At 68.5% G+C, this 21783-nt stretch carries 18 protein-coding genes; 8 read left to right on the forward strand and 10 right to left on the reverse strand.

Features of this window, described 5'->3' with window-relative positions; all coding sequences use genetic code 11:
* Positions 1-19 precede the first annotated feature (19 nt).
* The 6 genes from F788_RS0105190 to F788_RS0105215 form a co-directional block, all read right to left on the reverse strand.
* On the reverse strand, positions 20-1930 hold the full coding sequence (locus F788_RS0105190) for a methyl-accepting chemotaxis protein (protein WP_026332713.1): 1911 nt from the start codon (positions 1928-1930) through the stop codon (positions 20-22).
* Positions 1931-2124: 194 nt separating this feature from the next.
* On the reverse strand, positions 2125-4035 hold the full coding sequence (locus F788_RS0105195) for a methyl-accepting chemotaxis protein (RefSeq protein ID WP_018870436.1): 1911 nt from the start codon (positions 4033-4035) through the stop codon (positions 2125-2127).
* Positions 4036-4162: 127 nt separating this feature from the next.
* Positions 4163-5713: a DASS family sodium-coupled anion symporter gene (locus F788_RS0105200; protein ID WP_019589488.1), complete on the reverse strand. Its 1551-nt coding sequence runs from the start codon at positions 5711-5713 to the stop codon at positions 4163-4165.
* Between the two features lie 3 nt (positions 5714-5716).
* Entirely contained in the window at positions 5717-6631 is a 915-nt protein-coding gene (gene argF / locus F788_RS0105205; RefSeq protein ID WP_019569936.1) for an ornithine carbamoyltransferase, read from the reverse strand.
* Positions 6628-7824: an acetylornithine transaminase gene (locus tag F788_RS0105210; RefSeq protein WP_019589489.1), complete on the reverse strand. Its 1197-nt coding sequence runs from the start codon at positions 7822-7824 to the stop codon at positions 6628-6630. Before F788_RS0105210 ends, argF begins: the two co-directional genes overlap by 4 nt.
* Before the next feature lie 112 nt (positions 7825-7936).
* Positions 7937-8518: a superoxide dismutase gene (locus F788_RS0105215; RefSeq protein ID WP_018870440.1), complete on the reverse strand. Its 582-nt coding sequence runs from the start codon at positions 8516-8518 to the stop codon at positions 7937-7939.
* 232 nt (positions 8519-8750) lie between these two features.
* Between F788_RS0105215 and ppk1 the strand changes: the two genes are divergently transcribed.
* A complete protein-coding gene (ppk1, locus tag F788_RS0105220) occupies positions 8751-10841 on the forward strand; it encodes a polyphosphate kinase 1 (RefSeq protein ID WP_019569934.1) in 2091 nt (696 codons plus the stop codon).
* A 33-nt stretch (positions 10842-10874) separates the two neighbouring features.
* Here the strand turns inward: ppk1 and F788_RS0105225 are convergent, their stop codons facing one another.
* From F788_RS0105225 to egtD, 3 genes are read right to left on the reverse strand one after another with little or no spacing between them, the layout of a single operon-like run.
* On the reverse strand, positions 10875-12395 hold the full coding sequence (locus F788_RS0105225) for a Ppx/GppA phosphatase family protein (RefSeq protein WP_019569933.1): 1521 nt from the start codon (positions 12393-12395) through the stop codon (positions 10875-10877).
* 2 nt (positions 12396-12397) lie between these two features.
* Complete coding sequence (locus tag F788_RS0105230) at positions 12398-12901, reverse strand: histidine phosphatase family protein (protein WP_018870443.1); 504 nt, start codon at positions 12899-12901, stop codon at positions 12398-12400.
* A 4-nt stretch (positions 12902-12905) separates the two neighbouring features.
* Entirely contained in the window at positions 12906-13934 is a 1029-nt protein-coding gene (egtD, locus tag F788_RS0105235; protein WP_019589490.1) for an L-histidine N(alpha)-methyltransferase, read from the reverse strand.
* Between the two features lie 115 nt (positions 13935-14049).
* Here egtD and egtC point away from each other — a divergent pair, with 115 nt between their 5' ends.
* The 7 genes from egtC to F788_RS0105270 all read left to right on the forward strand — a co-directional run bounded on the left by egtC (position 14050) and on the right by F788_RS0105270 (position 19686).
* Positions 14050-14832, forward strand: coding sequence for an ergothioneine biosynthesis protein EgtC (gene egtC, locus F788_RS0105240; protein WP_019589491.1), 783 nt, complete (start codon positions 14050-14052; stop codon positions 14830-14832).
* Between the two features lie 15 nt (positions 14833-14847).
* Positions 14848-16029, forward strand: a complete 1182-nt coding sequence (locus F788_RS0105245; protein WP_019589492.1) for an SUMF1/EgtB/PvdO family nonheme iron enzyme — start codon at positions 14848-14850, stop codon at positions 16027-16029.
* Positions 16030-16063: 34 nt separating this feature from the next.
* Complete coding sequence (locus F788_RS0105250; RefSeq protein ID WP_019589493.1) at positions 16064-16807, forward strand: SIMPL domain-containing protein; 744 nt, start codon at positions 16064-16066, stop codon at positions 16805-16807.
* Positions 16808-16831: 24 nt separating this feature from the next.
* Positions 16832-17152: a rhodanese-like domain-containing protein gene (locus tag F788_RS0105255; protein ID WP_019022443.1), complete on the forward strand. Its 321-nt coding sequence runs from the start codon at positions 16832-16834 to the stop codon at positions 17150-17152.
* 97 nt (positions 17153-17249) lie between these two features.
* Positions 17250-18446 carry a succinyldiaminopimelate transaminase gene (gene dapC / locus F788_RS0105260; RefSeq protein ID WP_019589494.1) on the forward strand — a complete coding sequence of 399 codons (1197 nt, stop codon included), beginning with the start codon at positions 17250-17252 and terminating at the stop codon, positions 18444-18446.
* 72 nt (positions 18447-18518) lie between these two features.
* The gene (dapD, locus tag F788_RS0105265) at positions 18519-19340 is read left to right on the forward strand and encodes a 2,3,4,5-tetrahydropyridine-2,6-dicarboxylate N-succinyltransferase (protein WP_018945604.1); all 822 of its coding nucleotides are present in this window, start codon (positions 18519-18521) and stop codon (positions 19338-19340) included.
* Entirely contained in the window at positions 19333-19686 is a 354-nt protein-coding gene (locus F788_RS0105270; protein WP_018870451.1) for an ArsC family reductase, read from the forward strand. Before dapD ends, F788_RS0105270 begins: the two co-directional genes overlap by 8 nt.
* A gap of 15 nt (positions 19687-19701) precedes the next feature.
* Here F788_RS0105270 and F788_RS14270 read toward each other — a convergent pair whose 3' ends face one another.
* A complete protein-coding gene (locus F788_RS14270) occupies positions 19702-21615 on the reverse strand; it encodes a methyl-accepting chemotaxis protein (protein ID WP_019589495.1) in 1914 nt (637 codons plus the stop codon).
* Positions 21616-21783: the final 168 nt, after the last annotated feature.

Raw genomic sequence — 21783 nt, forward strand, 5'->3', positions numbered from 1 at the left:
CCGCCCCCTCGGGACCGGATCAGACCCGGAAGTGCCCCACCCGCTGCTGCTGTTCGGAAGCCAGCTTCGACAGCTCTTCCGAGGCATTCGCGATCTCGCGCGAGCCACTGGCCGTCTCGTCCAGCACCTGGGTGATGTTGGAGATGTTGCGGTTGATCTCCTCGGCCACCGAGGACTGTTCCTCGGCCGCGCTGGCGATCTGTGTATTCATCTCCGAGATGGTGGTCACCGACTGCGTGATCGACTCCAGCGACTCGCCCGCCTCGTTCACCTTCTCGCGGCTGGAATGCGCCCGGTTCTTGCCTTCTTCCATCGCCTGAACCGCCTCGCGCGTGCCGTTCTGGACGCGTTCGATCATGCCCTGGATCTCGTGGGTCGAATCCTGGGTCCGGCTCGCCAGGGTCCGCACCTCGTCGGCCACGACCGCGAAGCCGCGGCCCTGCTCGCCGGCCCGCGCCGCCTCGATGGCCGCGTTCAGCGCCAGCAGGTTGGTCTGATCGGCGATGTCCCCGATCACCTCCAGCACCTTGTTGATCTCCTCGGCATCGGTCGACAGCCGCTCGATCACTTCGGCGGTGTTGTCCACCTGCGAGGTCAGGTGGTTGATCGACTGCACCGTCTGTTGCACCAGCTCGCGCCCGGCGTCGGCATCCTTGTCGGTGGTCTGCGCCGCGGTGGCCGCATCCGAGGCGTTGCGCGCAACCTCGGCAACCGTCGCGGTCATCTCGTTCATCGCGGTGGCCACCTGGTCGACCTCGTCCTTCTGCCGCGTGACCTGACCGTTGGTCTGTTCGCTGGTTGCGGACAGCTCATTGGCCGCGGCCGCCACCTGGTCGCCACCGGCGGCGACTTCCTTGACCAGATCCTGGATCTTGCCCACGAAGCGGTTGAACGCCGCCGCCAGATCTCCCAGCTCGTTGTTACCGTCGGCCTCGAGCCGGCGCGTCAGGTCACCGTCGCCGGACGCGATGTCATCCAGACGCGTGACGGTCTGGCGCAGCGGCCGCACGATGCTGCGCGACAGCAGCCAGGCCAGCAGCAGACCAAGACCGATGGCGGCCACGCCCACCGCCACCACGGTGGTGGTGGCATTGCGGGCCATCGCCACGTAATCGCTGCGATCGACCATCAGCTCCAGCACGCCCACCGGCTCACCGGAGAAATCCTCCACAGGACGTCCGACCACGGCCATCGGGCGTCCGTCGTGGCGAACGTTGCGGATCATCTCCTCGCCGTCGAGGATGCGCCGCATCTCCTCCCGACTGAAGGTCGAATCGCCATTGATGGTTCCGGCAAAGACCTCGAAACCGGCATCACGATCGAGGTGTACCGCCACGGGTGATCCGGTTTCTTCGGTGAAGGACTCGAAGAAGGCGTCATCGAAGGCCATGCCGAATTCCAGCGAGCCGATGTGCTCGTTCTGGTAGGACACCGGCACCATCCCGCGGATCCCGATGCCGAACGGGCCTTCTTCCAGCCCGGTGATCGGCTGCCGATTGCGGTTCACCTCCAGGATCGTCTGGCGCACGTCCGACAGGTCGTCGCCGTAGTTGTCGGGACTGTGGGTACGCAGGAAGGAGGTCGCCGGCGGCGTATGGAAGTGATACTGGCGCACGTCGTGCTCGTCGCGCAGCTGGCCATATCCCGGCTCGGTCAGTTCCAGCAGGCGCTCACGATCCCCCTCGGCGAACGCCTGCTGAATCACCGGGATCTCGGCGATGGCCCGCGCCATCGACTCGCCCCGTTCGGCTTCCTGTTCCAGCTGGCGGATCAGCAGCCCGCTCAGGTCGTTCAGCTCCCGTTGCTCCGCGCGATCGGCCATCGTGCCGAGGCTGTTCATCACGACGACCAGCGTGAGCACCACGACCGCCACCACAACGATGGTGACGCCGCCCATCAAGCGCGTTCCGATACGGATATTCCTGAGCATGGCTTTCCCTCTTTTGGTGTTCCGGCATTCTGATCAATGCGCATTCCGCCGGGCCCTGCCCGGCCGGATGGCCAAATCAGCATACCCTCACATACTAACGGCGACCGTCCGGAAACCTTGATCCGAATCGGCCGCCGTCACGAAAACCCATCCTCCGGCACGGGGCACAACACCCCGGCCGGCAGGACCCACGGTCAGACACGGAAGCGCCCGGTGCGCTCCTGCTGCGCCGAGGCCAGCTTCGACAGCTCCTCCGAGGCGTTGGCGATCTGCTGCGATCCGGCCACGGTCTCGTCCAGCACCTGAGTGATGTTGGAGACGTTGCGGTTGATCTCCTCGGCCACCGAGGACTGCTCTTCGGCCGCGCTGGCGATCTGCGTGTTCATGTCCGAGATGCTGCTGATGGACTGCGTGATCGACTGCAGCGACTGCCCCGCATCGTTGACCTGTTCCACGCTGGAATGCGCCTGTCGACGGCCGTCCTCCATGGCCTTCACCGCGTCGCGCGTGCCGTTCTGCACCCGCTCGATCATCCCCTGGATCTCCTGGGTCGAATCCTGGGTCCGGCTCGCCAGGGTCCGCACCTCGTCGGCCACCACCGCGAAGCCGCGGCCCTGCTCGCCGGCCCGCGCCGCCTCGATGGCCGCGTTCAGCGCCAGCAGGTTGGTCTGATCGGCGATGTCCCCGATCACCTCCAGCACCTTGTTGATCTCCTCGGCATCGGTCGACAGCCGCTCGATCACCTGCGCGGTGTTCTCCACCTGGGTGGACAGGGTGTTGATCGCACTGACGGTCTGTTCCACCAGCTCCCGGCCGTGGGTCGCATCCTTGTCCGTGCTCTGTGCGGCTTCCGCCGCCTCGGTGGCGTTGCGGGCGACCTCGGCCACGGTCGCGGTCATCTCGTTCATGGCCGTGGCGACCTGGTCGATCTCGGATTGCTGGCGGCCGACCTGTTCGTTGGTCTGCTCGCTGGTCGCGGACAGCTCGTTGGCTGCGGCCGCCACCTGGTCGCCGCCGGCGGCAACTTCCTTCACCAGCTCGTGGATCTTGCCCACGAAGCGGTTGAACGCCGCCGCCAGATCCCCCAGCTCGTTGTTGCCGTCGGCCTCCAGCCGGCGCGTCAGGTCCCCGTCGCCGGACGCGATGTCGTCCAGACGCTCGACCGTATCGCGCAGCGGCCGCACGATGCTGCGCGACAGCAGCCAGGCCAGCAGGAGGCCAAGACCGATGGCGACCACGCCCACGCCCACCACGGTAGCCGTGGCATTGCGGGCCATCGCCACGTAATCGCTGCGATCGACCATCAGCTCCAGCACGCCCACCGGCTCGCCGGAGAAGTCTTCCACCGGACGCCCGACCACCGCCATCGGACGACCGTCGTGCTCGGTCCGGCGCACCAGTTCCTCGCCGCCGGCAATCCGCTCCATTTCGTCACGGCTGAAGGTGGAGTCGCCGTTGATGGTGCTGCCGAACGCCTCGAAGGTCCCGTCGCGCTGCAGGTAGAGGGCCACCGGGGCTTCCGTATCCGCCGTGAAGTCCTCGAAGAAGGCATCGTCGAAGGCCATGCCGAATTCCAGCGACCCGATATGTTCACCCTCGTGGGAGACCGGGACGATGCCGCGGATGCCCAGGCCGGCCACCCCTTCCTCGAGCCCGGAGATCGGCCGGCGGTCGCGGTTGGTATCGACCACGGTCTGGCGGAACCCGGAGAGGTCATCGTCGTAGCGATCCGGACGGTGTGCCCGCAGGAAGGACGTCGCCGGCGGCGTATGGAACTGATACTGGCGTACGCCGTATTCCTCGTAGAGGTGATCGAAACCCGGTACGGTCATCGCATGCAGCTGTTCGCGGTCCCGCCGGGCGAAGGCCTGTTGCACGTCCGGAATGGCGGCCACGGCCTGCGCCATCGCGGTCCCGCGATCGGCTTCCTGATCGAGCTGCCGGATCAGCAGTTCACTCAGGTCATTGAGTTCACGCTGTTCCGCACGGTCCGCCATGTTGCCGAGGCTGTTCATCACCACCACCAGCGTGAGCACCACGACCGCGACCACCACGAGGGTGACGCCGCCCATCAGGCGGGTTCCGATCCGGATATTCCTGAGCATCTCTCTCTCCCTTGAAGCTTTCTTCGCGCCCGGAGTTACGGGCGCCGTTCTGCGAGTCTCTCGCTCCCGCTAGCGGCCGGCAGCGGCCTGACTTGAGCCGCGCGGGTCACGCTCCCTCCCCCCGCTTTCAGCCCACGTGCCGCAGCAGCAACGGCTCGGCGAGCGCATACACCGCGAGGCTGACCAGCACGATGGCGACCACCGACAGCAGGGCCCCGCCGCGGATCATGTCCACCACGCGCAGGCGATTGGAGGCAAACACGATGGCGTTGGGCGGCGTGGCCACTGGCAACATGAACGCGACCGACGCGGCGAACGCCACCGGCAGGGTCATCAGCCCCACCGGCACGTCCATGCGCAGCGCGAGCGCGGCCACCAGTGGCAGCAGGGTGGCGGCGGTGGCGGTATTGCTGGTCACGTGGCTGAGGGTCATGGTGACCAGCACGACCCCCGCGATCACCAGCAGCAGCGGCCAGGCCTGGGCGCCCATCAGCGCCTCGGCGGTCAGTTCCGCCAGGCCCGAGGACTCGATGGCGGAACCGAGGCTCAGACCACCCCCGACCAGCAGCAGCACCCCCCACGGCAGCTCGCGCGTGTTATCCCAGCACAGCAGCCGCCGCTGACCCGAGGCCCCGGAAGGGATCAGGAACAGCAGCCCCGCCCCGAGGATCGCGATCCCGGCATCCGTCAGTTCCAGCGGCAGCCACGCCTCCAGCAGGGGGCGAAACATCCAGGCCAGCGCCACCAGCAGGAACACCGCCGCCACGCGCAACTCCGCCCGGCTCCACGGCCCCAGATCGCCTACCTGCTCCTGCAGCATGCGGTCGAGCCCGTTGAGACGGATGCGGTGCACCGGGAACACCCAGCGGGTCAGCAGGATCCAGGCAATGAGCAGCAGCGTCAGCGACAGCGGCAGGCCCAGCAGCATCCAGTCGATGAAACCGATCCCGAGCTCGTAGCGGTCATTGAGAAACGCGACGGTCAGCGCATTCGGCGGGGAACCGATGATGGTGGCCATGCCGCCGATGTTGGCCGCGAAAGCAATACCCAGCAGCAGCGCCAGGGCCGGACTGCGGCTGTCCGGCGCCATGCCCTGCAGGCCCTGGCCCCCGTCGCGCTCCATCAGCCCCAGCACCGACAGCGCGATCGGCAACATCAGGGCCGCGGTGGCGGTGTTGCTGACCCACATCGACAACCCGGCGGTGGCCAGCATGAAGGCGCCCACCAGGGTGTGCAGCCCGCGGCCGGAACGCGACAGGATCGCCAGCGCCAGCCGCTGGTGCAGACCCCAGCGCTGCACCGCCAGGGCGATCGCGAAACCGCCCATGAACAGGAAGATGGTGGGGTTGGCGTAGGGTGCGGTAGCCTCGTCCATCGCCACCACGCCGGTCAGTGGCAGCAACGCGATGGGCAGCAGGGCCGTGACCGGGATGGGCAGCGCCTCGCTGATCCACCACACGGCCATGAACAGGGTCAGGCCCAGGACCCGCCAGGCCTCCGGGGAGAAGGCCTCCGGCGGCGGGACCAGCAGAAAGGCCACGAAGACCAGCGGCCCGAGAAACAGGCCGATGCGCGCGCGCAGCGCGCTTCCGGCAGAGGATCCGCCGTGATCCTGTCCGGGACCGCCGCCGGCGCCCTGCGGCGGCGTTCGCTCCCCCTCCCCGGTCGTCTCCTGCATGCGTCAGTCCGCCGCGCGCACCAGGAATTCCATCAATGCCTTCTGCGCATGCAGGCGGTTTTCCGCTTCGTCCCACACCACGCTCTGCGGGCCTTCCAGCACGTCGGTGGCCACCTCTTCCTCGCGATGCGCCGGAAGGCAGTGCATGAACAGGGCATCCGGCTGCGCGCGATCCATCAGGGCCTGATCCACGAAGAACCCGGCAAACGCCTGGCGCCGCGCGCTCTTCTCCTGTTCCTGGCCCATGCTCGCCCACACGTCGGTCACCACCAGATCCGCACCCGCGGCCGCCTCGCCGGCATCGCGGGTCACGCTCACGTGATCGCGGGTCGCCTCCAGCACCGAGGGCTCCGGGTCGTAGCCCTCGGGACAGGCCGCCACCAGCTCGAAGTCCAGCAGATGGGCGGCGTACATGTAGCTGTGGCACATGTTGTTGCCGTCGCCGATCCAGGCCACGCGCTTGCCGCGGATGTCGCCACGGTATTCGAAGAAGGTCTGCAGATCCGCCAGCAGCTGCGCGGGGTGTTCCAGATCGGTCAGCCCGTTGATCACCGGCACCGAGGAATGGCGCGCGAACAGCTCCACCTTCTCGTGCTCGTAGGTGCGGATCATCACGCAGTCCACCATGCGCGAAAGCACCCGTGCGGTGTCCTCGATGGGCTCGCCCCGCCCGAGCTGGGTATCCCGCGGCGACAGGAACAGCGCGTTGCCGCCGAGCTGCTGCATGCCCACCTCGAAGGACACTCGGGTGCGGGTCGACGACTTCTCGAAGATCATTCCAAGGGTCTTGCCCCGCAGCAGGTCGTCATGGTGTTCGCCCGCCTTCAGCTGGCGTTTCAGCTCGATCGCGCGGTGCAGCACCGCGCGCGTCTCTTCGGCGGACAGATCGAGAAACGAAAGAAAATGGCGCGGATTCATGCAGAAGCCTCCCTGGTGGCCCCGGATGCCAGAAACGCATCCACCCGGTCGGCCACGCCGTTCGCGATCTGCGTGACCTGTTCGTCGTCAATGATCAGCGGCGGCAGCAACCGGATCACCCGCTCCGCCGTCACGTTCAGGATCAGCCCGGCCTCCAGCGCCTGTCCCACCAGCTCGCCGGCCGGCCGATCCAGCTCGATCCCCAGCATCAGGCCGCGGCCGCGGATCTCCACGACCTCCGGCCGGTGGCCCAGGCGATCCTCCAGCTGCCGGCGCAGTGCCTGCCCCTGGCGTTCGGCCTGCTCGCACAGGGCCTCCTCCTGCATCACGTCCAGCACCGCCAGCGCCGCGCGCGACACCAGCGGACCGCCGCCGAAGGTGGTGCCGTGCATCCCCGGCCGGAACAGGTCGCGGGCCGCCCCCGCCACCAGATTCGCCCCGATGGGAATGCCGTTGCCCAGCCCCTTGGCCAGGCTCACCACGTCCGGGGTGATGCCTTCATGCTGAAACGCGAACCACTGGCCGGTACGGCCGATGCCGGCCTGGATCTCGTCCAGCATCAGCAGCCAGCCGCTGGCATCGGCGATCTCCCGCAGGCGGCGCAGATAGCCGTCGGGGGGGATGCGGATGCCGCCCTCGCCGGTCACCGGCTCGACCAGAATGGCCACGATGTCCTCCTGCCCGGCCAGTGCCGCCACCGCGTCCGCATCGCCGTAGGGCACATGTTCGAACCCCTCGACCAGCGGCTCGAACCCGGCCTGGATCTTCGCATTGCCGGTGGCGGACAGGGTCGCCATGGTGCGCCCGTGGAAGCTCCCGTCCATCACGATCACGCGCGGGCGCTCGATGCCCTTCGCCCGTCCGTGCAGCCGCGCCAGCTTGATCGCGGCCTCGTTGGCCTCGGCCCCGGAGTTACAGAAGAACGCGCGCTCCATGCCGGCCAGCGAGCACAGCCGCCGGGCCAGGTTCTCCTGCAGCGGAACCCGGTAGAGGTTGGAGGTGTGCACCAGGGTGGAGGCCTGATCACAGACCGCACTGGCCACCCGCGGATGCGCATGCCCCAGGCCGCAGACCGCAATCCCCGACAGCGCATCCAGATAGCGCCGGCCCTCGGTGTCCCACAACCAGGCACCCTCGCCGCGCTCGAAGGCGACCGGCAGGCGATTGTAGGTCTGCTGCAGGAAATCGTTCATGTTCCGTTCTCCAAACGCGAAAGCCGGCGGTGGTGCCGCCGGCTTCCGGAATGCGGGTCGGACACCCGGCGCGGAACCCTCTTGCGGGAACCCGCCGGGCTCGTCGCCGATCTTACTGCATCTGCCGGGCGACGAAGTCCCAGTTCACCACGCTCCAGAAGTTCTCGAGGTACTTCGGGCGCGCGTTGCGATAATCGATGTAGTAGGCATGCTCCCACACGTCGCAGGTCAGCAGCGGGGTCTGGCCGTCGCGCATCGGGTTGGCGGCGTTCGAGGTATTGACGATCTCCAGCGAGCCGTCGCCGTTCTGCACCAGCCAGGTCCAGCCGGAACCGAAGTTGCCGACCGCCATCTCGTTGAACTTTTCCTTGAAGGCGTCGAACGAACCGAAGGCGCTGTTGATGGCATCCGCCAGCTTGCCGGAGGGCTCGCCACCGGCATTCGGGCCCATGCAGTTGAAGTAGAAGGTGTGGTTCCAGACCTGGGCGCCGTTGTTGAAGATGCCGCCGGCCGGGGCCTTCTTGATGATGTCCTCCAGCGAGGCGTTCTCGAACTCGGAGCCCGGCAGCAGGCCGTTGAGCTTGGTCACGTAGGTCGCGTGGTGCTTGTCGTGATGGTATTCCAGCGTCTCGGCGGAGATGTGGGGCTCCAGTGCGTCCTTCGCGTACGGCAGATCGGGCAGTTCGTAGGTCATGGGACCTCCTTCTTCGCGTTCGTTCGTTATTCGTGGTGATGTCTCGCGGGGACCGCCCCTTCACGGGCGATCCCGAACCCGCTAACGATAGTCACCTTGGGCGGGCGATGCAATTCCCGAGTACAACACTCGACCTTTGGCGGGCCGCGGGTGCGGGCATCGTGATACCTTTTCTTCGTAACGTAACATCGCCGTGCTGGACTGGGCGGATTCCGTGATGTGCCCGTCCCCGATGCAGGATACCGACTTGGAAGCCAACGACCGTTTTCTCAACCGTGAACTCTCGCTGCTGGAATTCAACCGCCGGGTGCTGGAACTCGCGCGGGAACCCGGCTTTCCTCTGCTGGAACGCCTGCGTTATCTCAGCATCTCCTCGACCAATCTCGACGAGTTCTTCGAGGTCCGCGTCGGTTCGCTGCTGCAGCAGGTCGAACTGAACGTCAGCGCGCCCGGACCCGACGGCCTGTCCGCGCAGGAACAGCTGCGCCGCATCAGCCCGGCCGCGCACCAGCTGGTGGACGAGCAGTACGCGATCCTCAACGACGAACTGATCCCGGCGCTGGCCGCCGAGGGCATCCACTTCGTGCGCCGTACCCACTGGACACCGGAGCAGCAGGCATGGGTGCGGGACTACTTCCGCGAGCAGCTGCAGCCGGTGCTCACGCCCATCGGCCTGGACCCGGCCCATCCGTTCCCGCGCATCCTCAACAAGAGCCTCAACTTCATCGTGACCCTGCAGGGCAAGGACGCCTTCGGCCGCGAATCCGGCCGCGCGGTGGTGCAGGCCCCGCGCTCGCTCCCGCGTCTGGTGCGCCTGCCGCCGGAGGTCGCCTCCGGCGACAACGACTTCGTACTGCTCTCCTCCATCCTGCACGCCCATGTCGGCGAGCTGTTCCGCGGCATGCAGGCCACCGGCTGCTACCAGTTCCGGCTCACCCGCAACTCCGACCTGTTCGTGCAGGAAGAAGAGATCGACGACCTGCTCAACGCGCTGGAGGGCGAGCTGCCGCAGCGCAACTACGGCGCCGCGGTGCGCCTGGAGGTCGCGGACAACTGCCCCGAGGAGGTTGCCCGTTTCCTGCTGCAGCAGTTCAACCTGACGGACGAGGCCCTCTACCAGGTCACCGGCCTGGTCAACCTCAATCGCCTGATGGCGGTCCACGATCTGGTCGACCGCCCGGATCTCAAGTTCCCGCCGTTCGTGCCCGCGCTGCCGCGCCCGCACGTGGGCGCCGAACAGATCTTCCACTGCGTGCGCGAACACGACCTGCTGCTGCACCACCCCTACGAGTCGTTCATGCCGGTGGTGGAGTTCCTGCGCCAGGCCGCCAGCGACCCGGACGTGCTGGCGATCAAGCAGACCCTGTACCGCACCGGCACCCGCTCGCCACTGGTCGAGACCCTGATCGAGGCCGCGCGCAACGGCAAGGAAGTCACCGTGGTGATCGAGCTGCGGGCGCGTTTCGACGAGGCCGCCAACATCGAGCTGGCCAACCGCATGCAGGACGAGGGCGTGCACGTGACCTATGGCGTGGTCGGCTACAAGACCCACGCCAAGCTGGCGCTGGTGGTGCGCCGTGACGAGAACGGCATCAACCGCTATGCCCACCTGGGCACCGGCAACTACCACTCCGGCACCGCCAAGGCGTACACCGACTACGGCCTGATGACCGCCGATCCGGTGATCACCGAGGACGTCCACCGGGTGTTCCAGCAGCTGACCGGGCTGGGCCAGGTGTCCCGCCTGCGGCGGCTGATCCAGGCGCCCTTCCGGCTGCACGACGCGATGCTGGAAAAGATCCGCCGCGAGGCCGAACATGCCCGCGCCGGACGCCCGGCACGCATCGTCGCGCGCATGAACTCGCTCAACGAGGCGGCGATCATCGAGGCGCTGTACGAGGCCTCGCAGGCCGGTGTCCGCATCGAGCTGATCGTGCGCGGGATCTGCGCCCTGCGCCCCGGGGTGGAGGGGCTCTCGGAGAACATCGAGGTGCGCTCGGTGCTGGGGCGCTTCCTCGAGCACTCGCGGGTGTTCTGGTTCGGCAACGACGGCGAACCGGAGCTGTACCTGTCCAGCGCCGACTGGATGCCGCGCAACTTCTTCCGCCGCGTCGAGGTCGCGTTCCCGGTGACCGATCCGGCCATGCGCGAGCGGGTGGCGGAGGAGTCGCTGTTCGCCTATCTGCGGGATACCGCCACGGCCTGGCGCCTGCTGCCGGACGGTCGCTACCAGCGCGTGACCCCGGCGGAAGGCGAAGCGCCGTGGTCGGTGCAGCAGTGGCTGCTGGACACGCTCTCGGGGACCCAGACCACCAGCGGGTAACCCCCGGGCGCGCGGCCCGGGCCCGGATCCCGGTCAGGCGAAGGCCAGGCGAACCCCGACCCGTTTGAGTTCCGCCGCCTCGGCCTCCAGATCGGCGCGGGTCAGCGGGTGTGCGTCCAGCCAGCCGTCGGTGAAGGTCAGTTCCAGGCCCGCCGTGCGCGGGCGCACCGTTTCCAGCGGCAGCGGGTCGTCGGTACGCGGGCGGTGCAGCAGCACCGCCAGCCGCAGCAGCACCACGAGATGACGGAAACCTTCGTCGTCCCCGGGACGCGGGTCCTTCAGCAGCGAGGGCTTGAGCTTGCGCCGATGCAGTCGCACCAGGCGCGCCAGTTCCTGTTGTTCCGGCCGCGAGAACCCGGGCAGGTCGGCCCAGTCGAGGATGTATTCCCCGTGCTTGTGGTACTTCGCGTGCGACAGCGCCAGGCCGATCTCGTGCAGCTCCGCCGCCCAGCTGAGGCGATCGCGATCTTCCGCCCCCAGGCCCAGCTCGTCGGCCACCTGCTCTGCCAGCCAGTCGGCGGTGGCCTGCACGCGCCGCGCCTGTTCCGCGTCCACCGCGAAGCGCTCGCGCAGGTGATGGATGGTACGTCCGCGCACGTCCTCGTGGCGGATCCGGCCCAGCAGGTCGTGCACCACGCCCTCGCGCAGCGCACCGTCCGAGGGATGCAGACGCTCGATCCCCAGCGCGCGAAAGGCCCCGATCAGGACCGCCAGCCCGCCGGCAATCACCGGTCGGCGGTCCTCGTTGAGCCCCGGGAGGTCGTCCAGATCCGCGCTGCGCTTCTTGCGGATCATGCGCTCGCGCAGGGCCTCCAGTGAGGCCAGCGTGAGCCCCGGTTCGGGATCCAGCTCCAGTCCCTCGACGATCCGGCTGAGGGCCAGGATGGTCCCGGACGATCCGAGGGCCTGCGCCCAGCCGAGCCGGCGATAGGTCCCGACCAGCGGCTGCAGCTCGCGTCCGGCCTGCAGCTCCGCGGCTTCAAACGCACGCCGGGTCAGGCGCCCGCGCGGGAAAAACCGGCGGGTGAAGCTGACACAGCCCATCTCCAGGCTCTCGGCTCGCTCGGTCTCGAAACGCGCCCCGATGATGAACTCGGTGCTACCGCCGCCGATGTCGATCACCAGACGCCGCTCGCCCTCGTCCGCGAGGGTATGGGCGACCCCGAGGTAGACCAGGCGGGCCTCCTCGCGCCCGCCGATGATCTCCACCGGATGACCCAGCGCCGCCTCGGCGCGCTGCAGGAAACGATCGGCATTGCGCAGCTGGCGCAGGGTATTGGTACCCACCGCACGCACGCTGCCGTGTGGCAGCCCGCGCAGGCGCTGGCCGAAGCGTTCCAGGCAGGCGATCGCCCGTTCCGCCACCGCCGGGTCGAGACCGCCGCGCGAATCCAGTCCGCTGGCCAGCCGCACCATGTCCTTCAGGCGGTCCTGCATCAGGACCTCGCTGCCCTGGCGGCGTGCCACGATCATGTGAAAGCTGTTGGAACCCAGGTCCACCGCCGCGACGGTCTCGACCTCCCCGGGCTGGCCAGCCTGCCCCTCGTTCGTCATGGTCAGGCCCCGCCGAGGCGTTCCAGCACCCCGCGCGGCAGGTGCCACACCAGATGCAGCGGGCCGGGCAGATGGCCGCCCAGGCCGCAGGCATCGCCCTTGCCCATGGCCACCGGTGCCGCGCCGCCGGACAGCCCGAGAAGGCGGCCGGCGAGCCGCGACAGATCCGGCTCGTGCCCGACCAGCACGATGCTGCCGCCATCCTTCTCCGTCTGCAGCCGCTCCTGCAGCTCGGGGCCCACCAGCTGCCCCGGGCGCAGGCAGTCCACGGTTTCCGCCTCGCAGGCCAGGGCCCGCGCCAGCGGCGCGGCTGTCTGCGCCGCGCGGTGCCAGGGGCTGACCCAGACCCGCGCCGGCTCCGCCAGCAGCGGCACCAGTGCACGGGCCATGGCCGCCGCGCTCGCTTCACCCTCACGGGTCAGGGGACGATCGCGGTCGGGGCCGTCGAATGCCGACGGATCCTCGGACTGGGCGTGGCGCAGCAATACCAGATCGGGGCGCTTCACGGGATCAGGCCTCCGGGTCCGGTCGCAGCATCAGCAGCGAATACCAGCCGTCGCCGGCCAGCCACTCGCGATCCCGCAGCAGACCGCTGCCGGCAAGCAGCCGGTCGATCATCGTCGCGTCGAACTTGCGCGAGATCTCGGTGCGGATCACTTCGCCCGCGGTCAGCTCCAGGGTGGTGTCGAACGCGTCCACCCGCACCTGCTGCGGGGCCTGCGCCACCAGATGCATCTCGATGCGCGAGGCCTGATGATTGAACGGCGCGCGGTGCACGAAACCGCGCTCGTCGAAATCGGCCCCCAGCTCGCGGTTGAGCACCGACAGCAGGTTCAGATTGAAGGCCGCGGTGACCCCTGCCGCATCGTCATAGGCCGCCTCCAGCACGTCCACCGGCTTGACCCGGTCCAGGCCCAGCAGCAGGTGATCGTCCGGCCCCATGGTCCGGCGGATCGTCTGCAGCAGCGCGATCGCCTCGGCATCCTCGAAGTTCCCGAGGCTGCTGCCGAGAAAGGTGAACAGCCGGGCCTCGCCGTGACCGCTCTCCGCCTCGTCATCGGTCAGGGCCTCCAGGGCAGCGATGTAATCACCCGCCAGCGCCCGGATGCTCAGCTGCGGGAAGCGCTCCACCAGCCGCGCACCGGCCTCGTCGAGGATCTCCGCACATACGTCGTTGGCGACGTAATGCGCCCGCTCGCCGGCCGCGCGTTCCAGTGGCGCGAGCAGGTATTCGGTCTTGCGCGAGGTGCCGCTGCCCAGCTCCACCAGCGTGGACGCCCCGGCCGCCGCGATGATCGCCTCGGCGTTGCGCTCCAGCAGCGAGGCCTCCAGACGGGTGGGATAGTATTCCGGGGTATCGCAGATGGCGTCGAACAGCGCCGAACCACGGGCATCGTAGAAATACTTGGGCGGCAGGCTGCGCGGGGGGTCCAGCATCCCGGCACGGAAGTCGGCGAGCAGTTCGGCGTGCGCGTCGCGAACCTCGACGGTGCGGCGGGAATAGCGCTCGGGAATGCGCTCGGCGGGAGATGCGGCCATCGGGGGTTCCGTCGTCTTGGGTTTTCCGGCACGCTAGCATGAAAACCGCGACGGCTCCCAGCACCGGAGTGCTTCGCCGGGACTTTCTCCGAACCACCCCGAACCGCCGACTCCCATGTGCCGCCACCTCGCCTATCTCGGTCCTCCCCTGCCCCTGCGGGCCCTGCTTGTGGATCCGCCGCATTCGCTGACCGAGCAGGCGATCGGACCGCAGGAACTGGTCTACGCCCGGGTGAACGCCGACGGCTTCGGCTTCGGCTGGTTCGACGAGCGCGGCGAACCGTTGAACTATCGCCGTGCCGACCCCATCTGGCAGGACCCCAACCTGCAGACCCTCGCCGGACACCTGCACCAGCCCCAGTGGGTGGCGGCCATCCGCAGCGCGACGCCCGGCTTCGGCGGCGACACCGCCAATGCCCAGCCGTTCGCGCGCGACGGACTGCTGTACAGCCATAACGGCCTGATCCGGGGCTTCCTCCCGCGCATCCGCCGCTGTATCCAGCAGCGCCTGGAACCGGCGATCGAGGAGGGCATCCAGGGAACCACGGATTCCGAATACCTGTTCGCGCTGATCCGCCAGCTGCTGGCCGACGACCCGGAAACCACCCTGGAAGGCGCACTGGGCGAGGCCTTCTCGCTGGTGGCCGAATGGCTGGGGGACGAACACGCCCTGCTCAACGTGATCATCGGCGACGGTCGGCGCATCGTGGCCAGTCGCCACGCGGTGAATGCCGACTCGCCCAGCCTTTACTACACCACCGATGACGAGACGTTCCCGGACGGCAGCGTGGTGATCGCCTCGGAACCCCTGACCGACCGCGAGGCCTGGCGGGCGGTGCCGCCGCATCATCTGCTGTGCGTGGAGCCCGAGAGCCCGCCGGAACTTCTCGCCCTGTAACGTGCTCTTGCCGACATGTCCGCGAACCCGCCCCTCAATCTGCGTGACTGCCTGGCCAGCCAGCATGCGCGCCTGAACGACGCCCTCGACGGCACCCCGGCCACGGCGGGCCGCAACCAGTACCATCGCGATCTGAGCCCGGTCGACTGGCACTATGCCCACTGCCATTTCATCGAGGCGGTCTGGCTGGGCGAGCGCCTGCCGCAGCAACCGCCCGAGGCGCAGCGCGACTGGCACGACCTGTACTTCCCCGAACTGAGCCCCAAATGGCGCCGGGGCGGTCGTCTGCCCCCGCGGGGCCGGCTGCGGGCCTGGGGCCACGAGCGCCAGACCCTGCACCGCGAATGGCTGGCGGACCCCGCGATCCAGGACCATCCGCTGATGGTCGGCGACTATCTCGCCGGTTTCCTGGCCCAGCACCATGCGATGCATCTGGAAACCCTGGAACAGGTCCGCTGGTTCGCACGGCTGCATGGCGCCCACCCCGGACGGGCCCCCGCCCCGCCGCGGCCGGGCGCGGACACGGGCACCCGCGTGCCGGACCGCGACTGGATCCCGTTCGACGCCGCCCGCCACACCGTCGGCTACGCCGGCGTCGACGCCTTCGACAACGAACGCGGCGTCCACGAAACCACCACCGGACCCTTCGAGATCGCCGCCCGCCCGGTCAGCAACGCCGATCATGCGGCGTTCATCGAACAGGGCGGCTACCGGCGCCCCGAATTCTGGGATCGCGCCGGCCTGGAGTGGCTCCGGCAATCGGGTACCCGAGGCCCGCTCGGATGGTGGCGGGCGGGAGATGGGCACTGGTGGCAAACCCGTCCGGATGGTGAAGCCCCGCTGGACCCGGATGCCCCGGCGATGGGCCTGTGCTGGTTCGCCGCGCGCGCCCACGCCCGCTGGGCCGGCGCCCGCCTGCCGCACGAACATGAATGGGAACGCGCCGCGCGGGAAGGTGCGTTGCAGGCCACCGGCCAGGTCTGGGAATGGTGCGACAACGCGTTCTTTCCCTATCCGGGATTCCGGGCCTATCCTTATGAAGGGTTCTCGGTGCCGTGGTTCGACGGGGAACACCGGGTCCTGCGCGGCGGCTGCGAATGGAGCGATCCGATCCTGTGCCGGCCCAGCCTGCGCAATTTCTTCACCCCGGAGAAGCGCCACGTGTTCGCCGGACTGCGCCTGGTGCGCGACCGCTAGGGAAACACTGATCAATGTCCGAGAAGGAACCGCCATGCCTGCCCCGACCTCCGTCCCGACCCGTATCACCACCCTGCTCTGCGGCCTGATCCTGGCCGGGGCCGCCGTCACGCCGGCCGCCGCGGGCGGCGACGGGGCCACGGTGTTCAAGCTCTCCGGCACCGCCGAGCGTCAGGTCGAGAACGACCGCATGATCGCCACCCTGGTGGCCGAGGCCCGCGCGCCCGAAGCGCGTGATGCCGCCGCCGAGGTCAATCAGCGAATGGAGGGTGCCCTGGCGCACCTCGAGGCATTCGAACACATCGACACCCGGACCCTCGACTACAGCACCCGCGCGATCCAGGACCGCAATGACCGCAGCCGGATCACCGCCTGGCAGGTGCGCCAGAGTCTGGAACTGCGCGGCGGCGACTTCGACAGCCTCACCGAGCGCGTCGGCGAGCTGCAGCAGGAACACGAGCTCACCGTCAGCGGCATCCGTTTCGGCGTGTCCGCCGAGCGCGAACGGGAGGCACGCCGCGAGATGATCGACGGCGCGGTGGAGGACCTGACGGATCAGGCCCGCGCGATGGCGCGCAGCATCGGCGCCTCGCATCTGCGGCCGCTGGAGATGGAACTCACGCGCCAGCGCGGCCATGGACCGCAGCCGATGATGGCACGCTCCGAAGGAGTTGCCAGCGCCCCCGCGCTGGAAGCCGGCGAGAGCACCCTGACCATCCGTGTGGACGGTCGCATGCAGGCCCTGGGAGCGGACACCCTGCGCGTGACACCCCGATAAGCCGGGCACGACAGCGGAGACCGCATGCGCCAGATGACCGCGCCGGAACTGAACGACTACCTCGCCACGGCGGACCCGCCGCCGCTGCTGCTGGACGTGCGTGAACCCTGGGAGTTCGAGCACTGCCATATCGAGGGCTCACGCCTGCTGCCGATGGGCCAGATCCCGTCGCGCCGGGACGAACTGGATCCGCAGGCCGAGATCGTCGTCATCTGCCACCATGGCGTACGCAGCCAGCAGGTGGCGGGATTTCTCGAACGGGCCGGCTTCCCGCACGTCATCAACCTGCGCGGCGGCGTGGACGCCTGGGCGCGCGAGGTGGACGTGAACATGCCCGTCTACTGATCCCGCCCGACCCGGCCCCGGCCGGTGCGGGGAATACTGGGACGTGCCGGCCTCATTCCGTATACTGACCGGTTTTCCGGCCCACTGCGAGCAAGCGATGAATCCTGACCTCGACCGGCTCCAGCCCTATCCGTTCGAACGCCTGCGGGCGCTGTTCGCCGATCTGGAGCTGCCCGGGGGCGTGGATCCGATCGCGCTGTCCATCGGCGAACCGCGGCACCCGCTGCCCGACTTCGTCGAACCCACGCTGCAGGCAGCGGTCAGCGGCTACAACCACTACCCCACCACGCGTGGTGCGCCCGCCCTGCGCGAGACCATCGCCCTGTGGCTGCAGCAGCGCTTCACCCTGCCCGACGGGGTCGACCCGGAGCGCCAGATCCTGCCGGTCGCGGGCACCCGCGAGGCGCTGTTCGCCATCGCCCAGGCGGTGGTCGATCCGCGCGCCGGGGCCCGCGTGCTGATGCCCAACCCGTTCTACCAGATCTACGAGGGCGCGGCCCTGCTGGCCGGGGCCGAACCGGCGTTCTACGACCTGGATGCCGAGCGCGGCTGCCTTCCGGACTTCTCGCAGGTACCGGAATCGCTATGGAAATCGGTGCAGCTGGTGTATATCTGCAACCCCGGTAATCCCGCAGGCACGGTGATCCCCGAGGACCAGCTGCAGACCCTGATCGAACTCGCCGAGCGCCACGACTTCGTGATCGCCGCCGACGAGTGCTATTCCGAGATCTACCATCCGCGCGGCCATCCGCCGCCGGGGCTGCTGGGCGCCGCCGCGCGCATGGGCAACGACACCTTCCGGCGCTGCATCGCGTTCCACAGCCTGTCCAAGCGCTCCAACCTGCCGGGGCTGCGTTCGGGGTTCGTGGCCGGCGATGCCGGGATCCTCGAACGCTTCGCGCTGTACCGCACCTATCACGGGTGCACCCTGCCGACCCCGACCCAGGCGGTCAGCCGCGCGGCCTGGGCGGACGAGGCCCACGTCGAGGCCAATCGCGACCTCTATGCCGAGAAGTTCGCCCGCGTGGTGCCGAAGCTCCAGGAGGTGATGGAGGTCAGCACGCCGGAAGCCGGGTTCTACCTGTGGCCGCGGGTACCGGACGGCGACGACGAGGCCTTTGCCCGCCGGCTGTACGCGGAGGCCGGGGTCACCGTGCTGCCCGGGCGCTATCTCGGCCGCAGCCACCCCGACAGCGGTTACAACCCGGGCGCCGGCCATGTGCGCATGGCGCTGGTCGCCGAACCCGAGGCCTGTGTCGAGGCCGCCGAGCGCATCGTCGGGCTGTATCGCTGATCAGCTCCGCCGACCCTCCCGCACCCGTTCTTTCGTTTTTTCATCTACGATCGACCACAAGGAAACGTCACCATGTCGGACCTGCAGAACACCATCGAAACCGCCTTCGAGCGCCGCACCGAGATCAGCCCGCGCAACGTCGAGACCAGCGTGCGCGACGCCGTGAACGAGGCGCTGGACATGCTCGACAGCGGCCGCGCCCGCGTCGCCGAGAAGAACGGCGGCGAGTGGGTGGTGAACGAATGGCTGAAGAAGGCCGTGCTGCTGTCCTTCCGTATCTCGGAGAACGAGTTCATCAAGGGCGGCTTCACCAACTACTACGACAAGGTCGCCTCCAAGTACGCCGACACCTCCAGCCGCGACTTCCGTGAAGGCGGCGTACGCGTGGTGCCGCCGGCCACCGCCCGCCACGGCAGCTACATCGGCCCCAACGTGGTGCTGATGCCTTCCTACGTCAACATCGGTGCCTACGTGGACGAAGGCACCATGGTGGACACCTGGGCCACGGTCGGCTCCTGCGCGCAGATCGGCAAGAACGTCCACCTGTCGGGTGGCGTCGGCATCGGCGGCGTGCTGGAGCCACTGCAGGCGAACCCGACCATCATCGAGGACAACTGCTTCATCGGCGCACGCTCCGAGGTAGTCGAAGGCATGATCGTCGAGGAAGGCGCAGTGATCTCCATGGGCGTCTACCTCGGCCAGTCGACCCGCATCTACGACCGCGAGAACGACGAGATCATCCGTGGCCGCGTGCCCGCCGGCGCGGTGGTCGTGCCCGGAACCCTGCCGGCAGAGAACGGGAAGTACTCGCTGTACTGCGCGGTCATCGTCAAGCGCGTCGACGAGCAGACGAAGGCCAAGGTCGGCATCAACGAACTGCTGCGCGATGTCTGAGGTCGTCCTCCACGGCATCGCCAACTGCGACACCGTGCGGCGGGCACGCCGGGCGCTGGAGGCGGCCGGCGTGGACTATCGCTTCGTGGATTTCCGCAAGGACGGCCTGGATCCCGAACGCCTGCGGGAATGGGCCATGGAGCTGGGCTGGGAGGCCCTGATCAACCGCCGCGGCGCGACCTGGCGCCAGCTGCCGAAGGAACAGCGCGAGGCCCTCGACGAGGACAGCGCACTGGCCCTGATGCTGGAGAAACCGACCCTGATACGCCGTCCGGTGATCGAACACGCCGGCCGCGTGAGGCTGGGCTGGGGCCCGGAGAACGCCCGGGCCCTGGGCGCCGAGTAAGCGCCCGGGTTCGCCTCAGTCGCCGGACTTGCGGTAGCCGGCGACCTCCTGCTGCAGCTGTCGGGCGAGGCCCTCCAGGGCCTCCACCGCCTGCTGCATATCGGTCGCGCCGTCGGCACTCTGGGCCGCCAGATCGTTGATATGGTGCACGTTGCGGTTGATCTCCTCGGCGACCTGGCTCTGCTGCTCGGTGGCGCTGGCCACCTGCCGGGTCATGTCGTCGATGGTGCTGACCGACTGGTCGATGGCGTCCAGTGAACTGCGGGCCTCGTCCGCCTTGCCAACGCTGGATTCGGCCTGCTGCTGACTGGCATCCATGGCCTCCACCGCACGGCCGGCCGCGCCCTGCAGCCGCTCGATGATCCCGCGGATCTCCCCGGTGGAGTCGTTGGTGCGCTGCGCCAGGTGCCGGACCTCGTCCGCCACCACCGCAAAGCCGCGTCCGGCCTCCCCGGCACGTGCCGCCTCGATGGCCGCGTTCAGCGCCAGCAGGTTGGTCTTGTCGGCGATCTCCTCGATCACCTGCAGGATCGTACCGATGTTGTCGCTGTCGCCCTTGAGCTCGTCGATCACGTCGCGCGAGCGGTTGATCTCCCCGGCCAGGGCATTGATGGTCTCCTGCGTGGCGGACACCACGTCGCGCCCCCCATGCACCGCCTGAGTCGCCTGATCGGCCTGCTCCGCGGTGCTCTGGGTATTGTTCGCAACCTCCTGCACGGTGGCCGACATCTCGTTCATCGCCGTCACCACCTGCTCCACGTCACTGCGCTGCTCGCCGGTCGCCCGGCTCAGTTCCGCACTGCGCCCTTCCAGCTGACGCGCCGAGGCGGCGATGCCGTCGGCCGCGTCCGCGACCTGGCCTATCAGTCCCGACAGCCGTTCCATCACCTGGTTGAACGCACGGCCGGTGCGGCCGATCTCGTCGCGCGTGGCGATATCCACGCGATACCCCAGATCCGCCGAGCCGCTGCCCACCGCTTCCAGGCCAGTAGCCAGACGCTCCAGCGGCCGGGTCAGAACACCGGCATAGATCCAGCCGATCACAAGCGCGACGAGGAACGCCACGATCCACAGCGCCCACAGAAGCCACCAGAGCATGTTCACCGGCGCGTACAGCTCCGACAGTGTCTGATCCACGATCAGGCCCCAATGGACGTCATACTCCTCCGCCATTTCCGGGAGCATCCGGGTCAGACCCCATTTGCGGTCACCGTCGCCGCTGAGGAATTCGCCGCCCGGGTCCCCTTCGCGATGGCGCAGCGGGGCCTGCATGATGGTGTAGTCGCTCATGTCATAGCCGAAGCGGCCCATGTCGCGGTGCCCGATCAGCCGTCCGTCGCCATTGAACAGCGTGACGCGACCGGTCTCTCCGATCGCCACGCGGTCGGACACCGCCTTGACGGCGTCCATCGGCAGCTGCGCCGCCAGGACCCGGCCGTCATCCAGGGGTTCCAGGTAGGTGATGAAGCGCCCGTCGGCGGAATCCGCCCCGACGTCGACATCCAGCAGGCGGTCACCGGCCTGCGCCGCGCGCACCTTGCCGTCACGGGTGGCGCCCGGGCCCGCCCCGGCGCGTTCGGCCATGCGCCCCGACTCCGCCAGGACTGCCCCGGCGTCGTCCAGCAGGCCGGCCCAGCGGAACCCTTCGTACTCGGCACGCAACCCTTCCAGCGCCGTTTCGGCATCCCGCGGATCGGCGAGATCGGCCCGGGCCACGCTGCGCAGGGCCTGACCGTGTTCCACCACGCGCCGGTCGACCGCGGCCTGCACCTGCTCGCCGACGTTGATCAGCGTCTGTTCCAGGCTCGCGTTCAGCTGGCCCTTCATGCTGTGGAAGGTCACCCCGCCCATGATGGACAGCGGGATGGTGCTGACCGCGATCACCAGCAGGATCAGTTTGAGGCGCAGGCCCTGTATCTTCATCGTCATCCTCCGGTTCCTGATCCCTTTGACGGCCAATCTCCAGCCGCCTTGAGCCCCACGAAAAAACGCACCCCGGGAGGTGCGTTTCGTGTACTGCTTCACATTTCTTCGGGAGCGGATGGAAGACGCTCGCCCCGCATTCCCCGGTGCCGCGCCGCGACACCGGGAAAACCG

Origin of the sequence: Thioalkalivibrio sp. ALE10 (assembly GCF_000381385.1) — a bacterium.
Classification (GTDB): Bacteria; Pseudomonadota; Gammaproteobacteria; order Ectothiorhodospirales; family Ectothiorhodospiraceae; genus Thioalkalivibrio.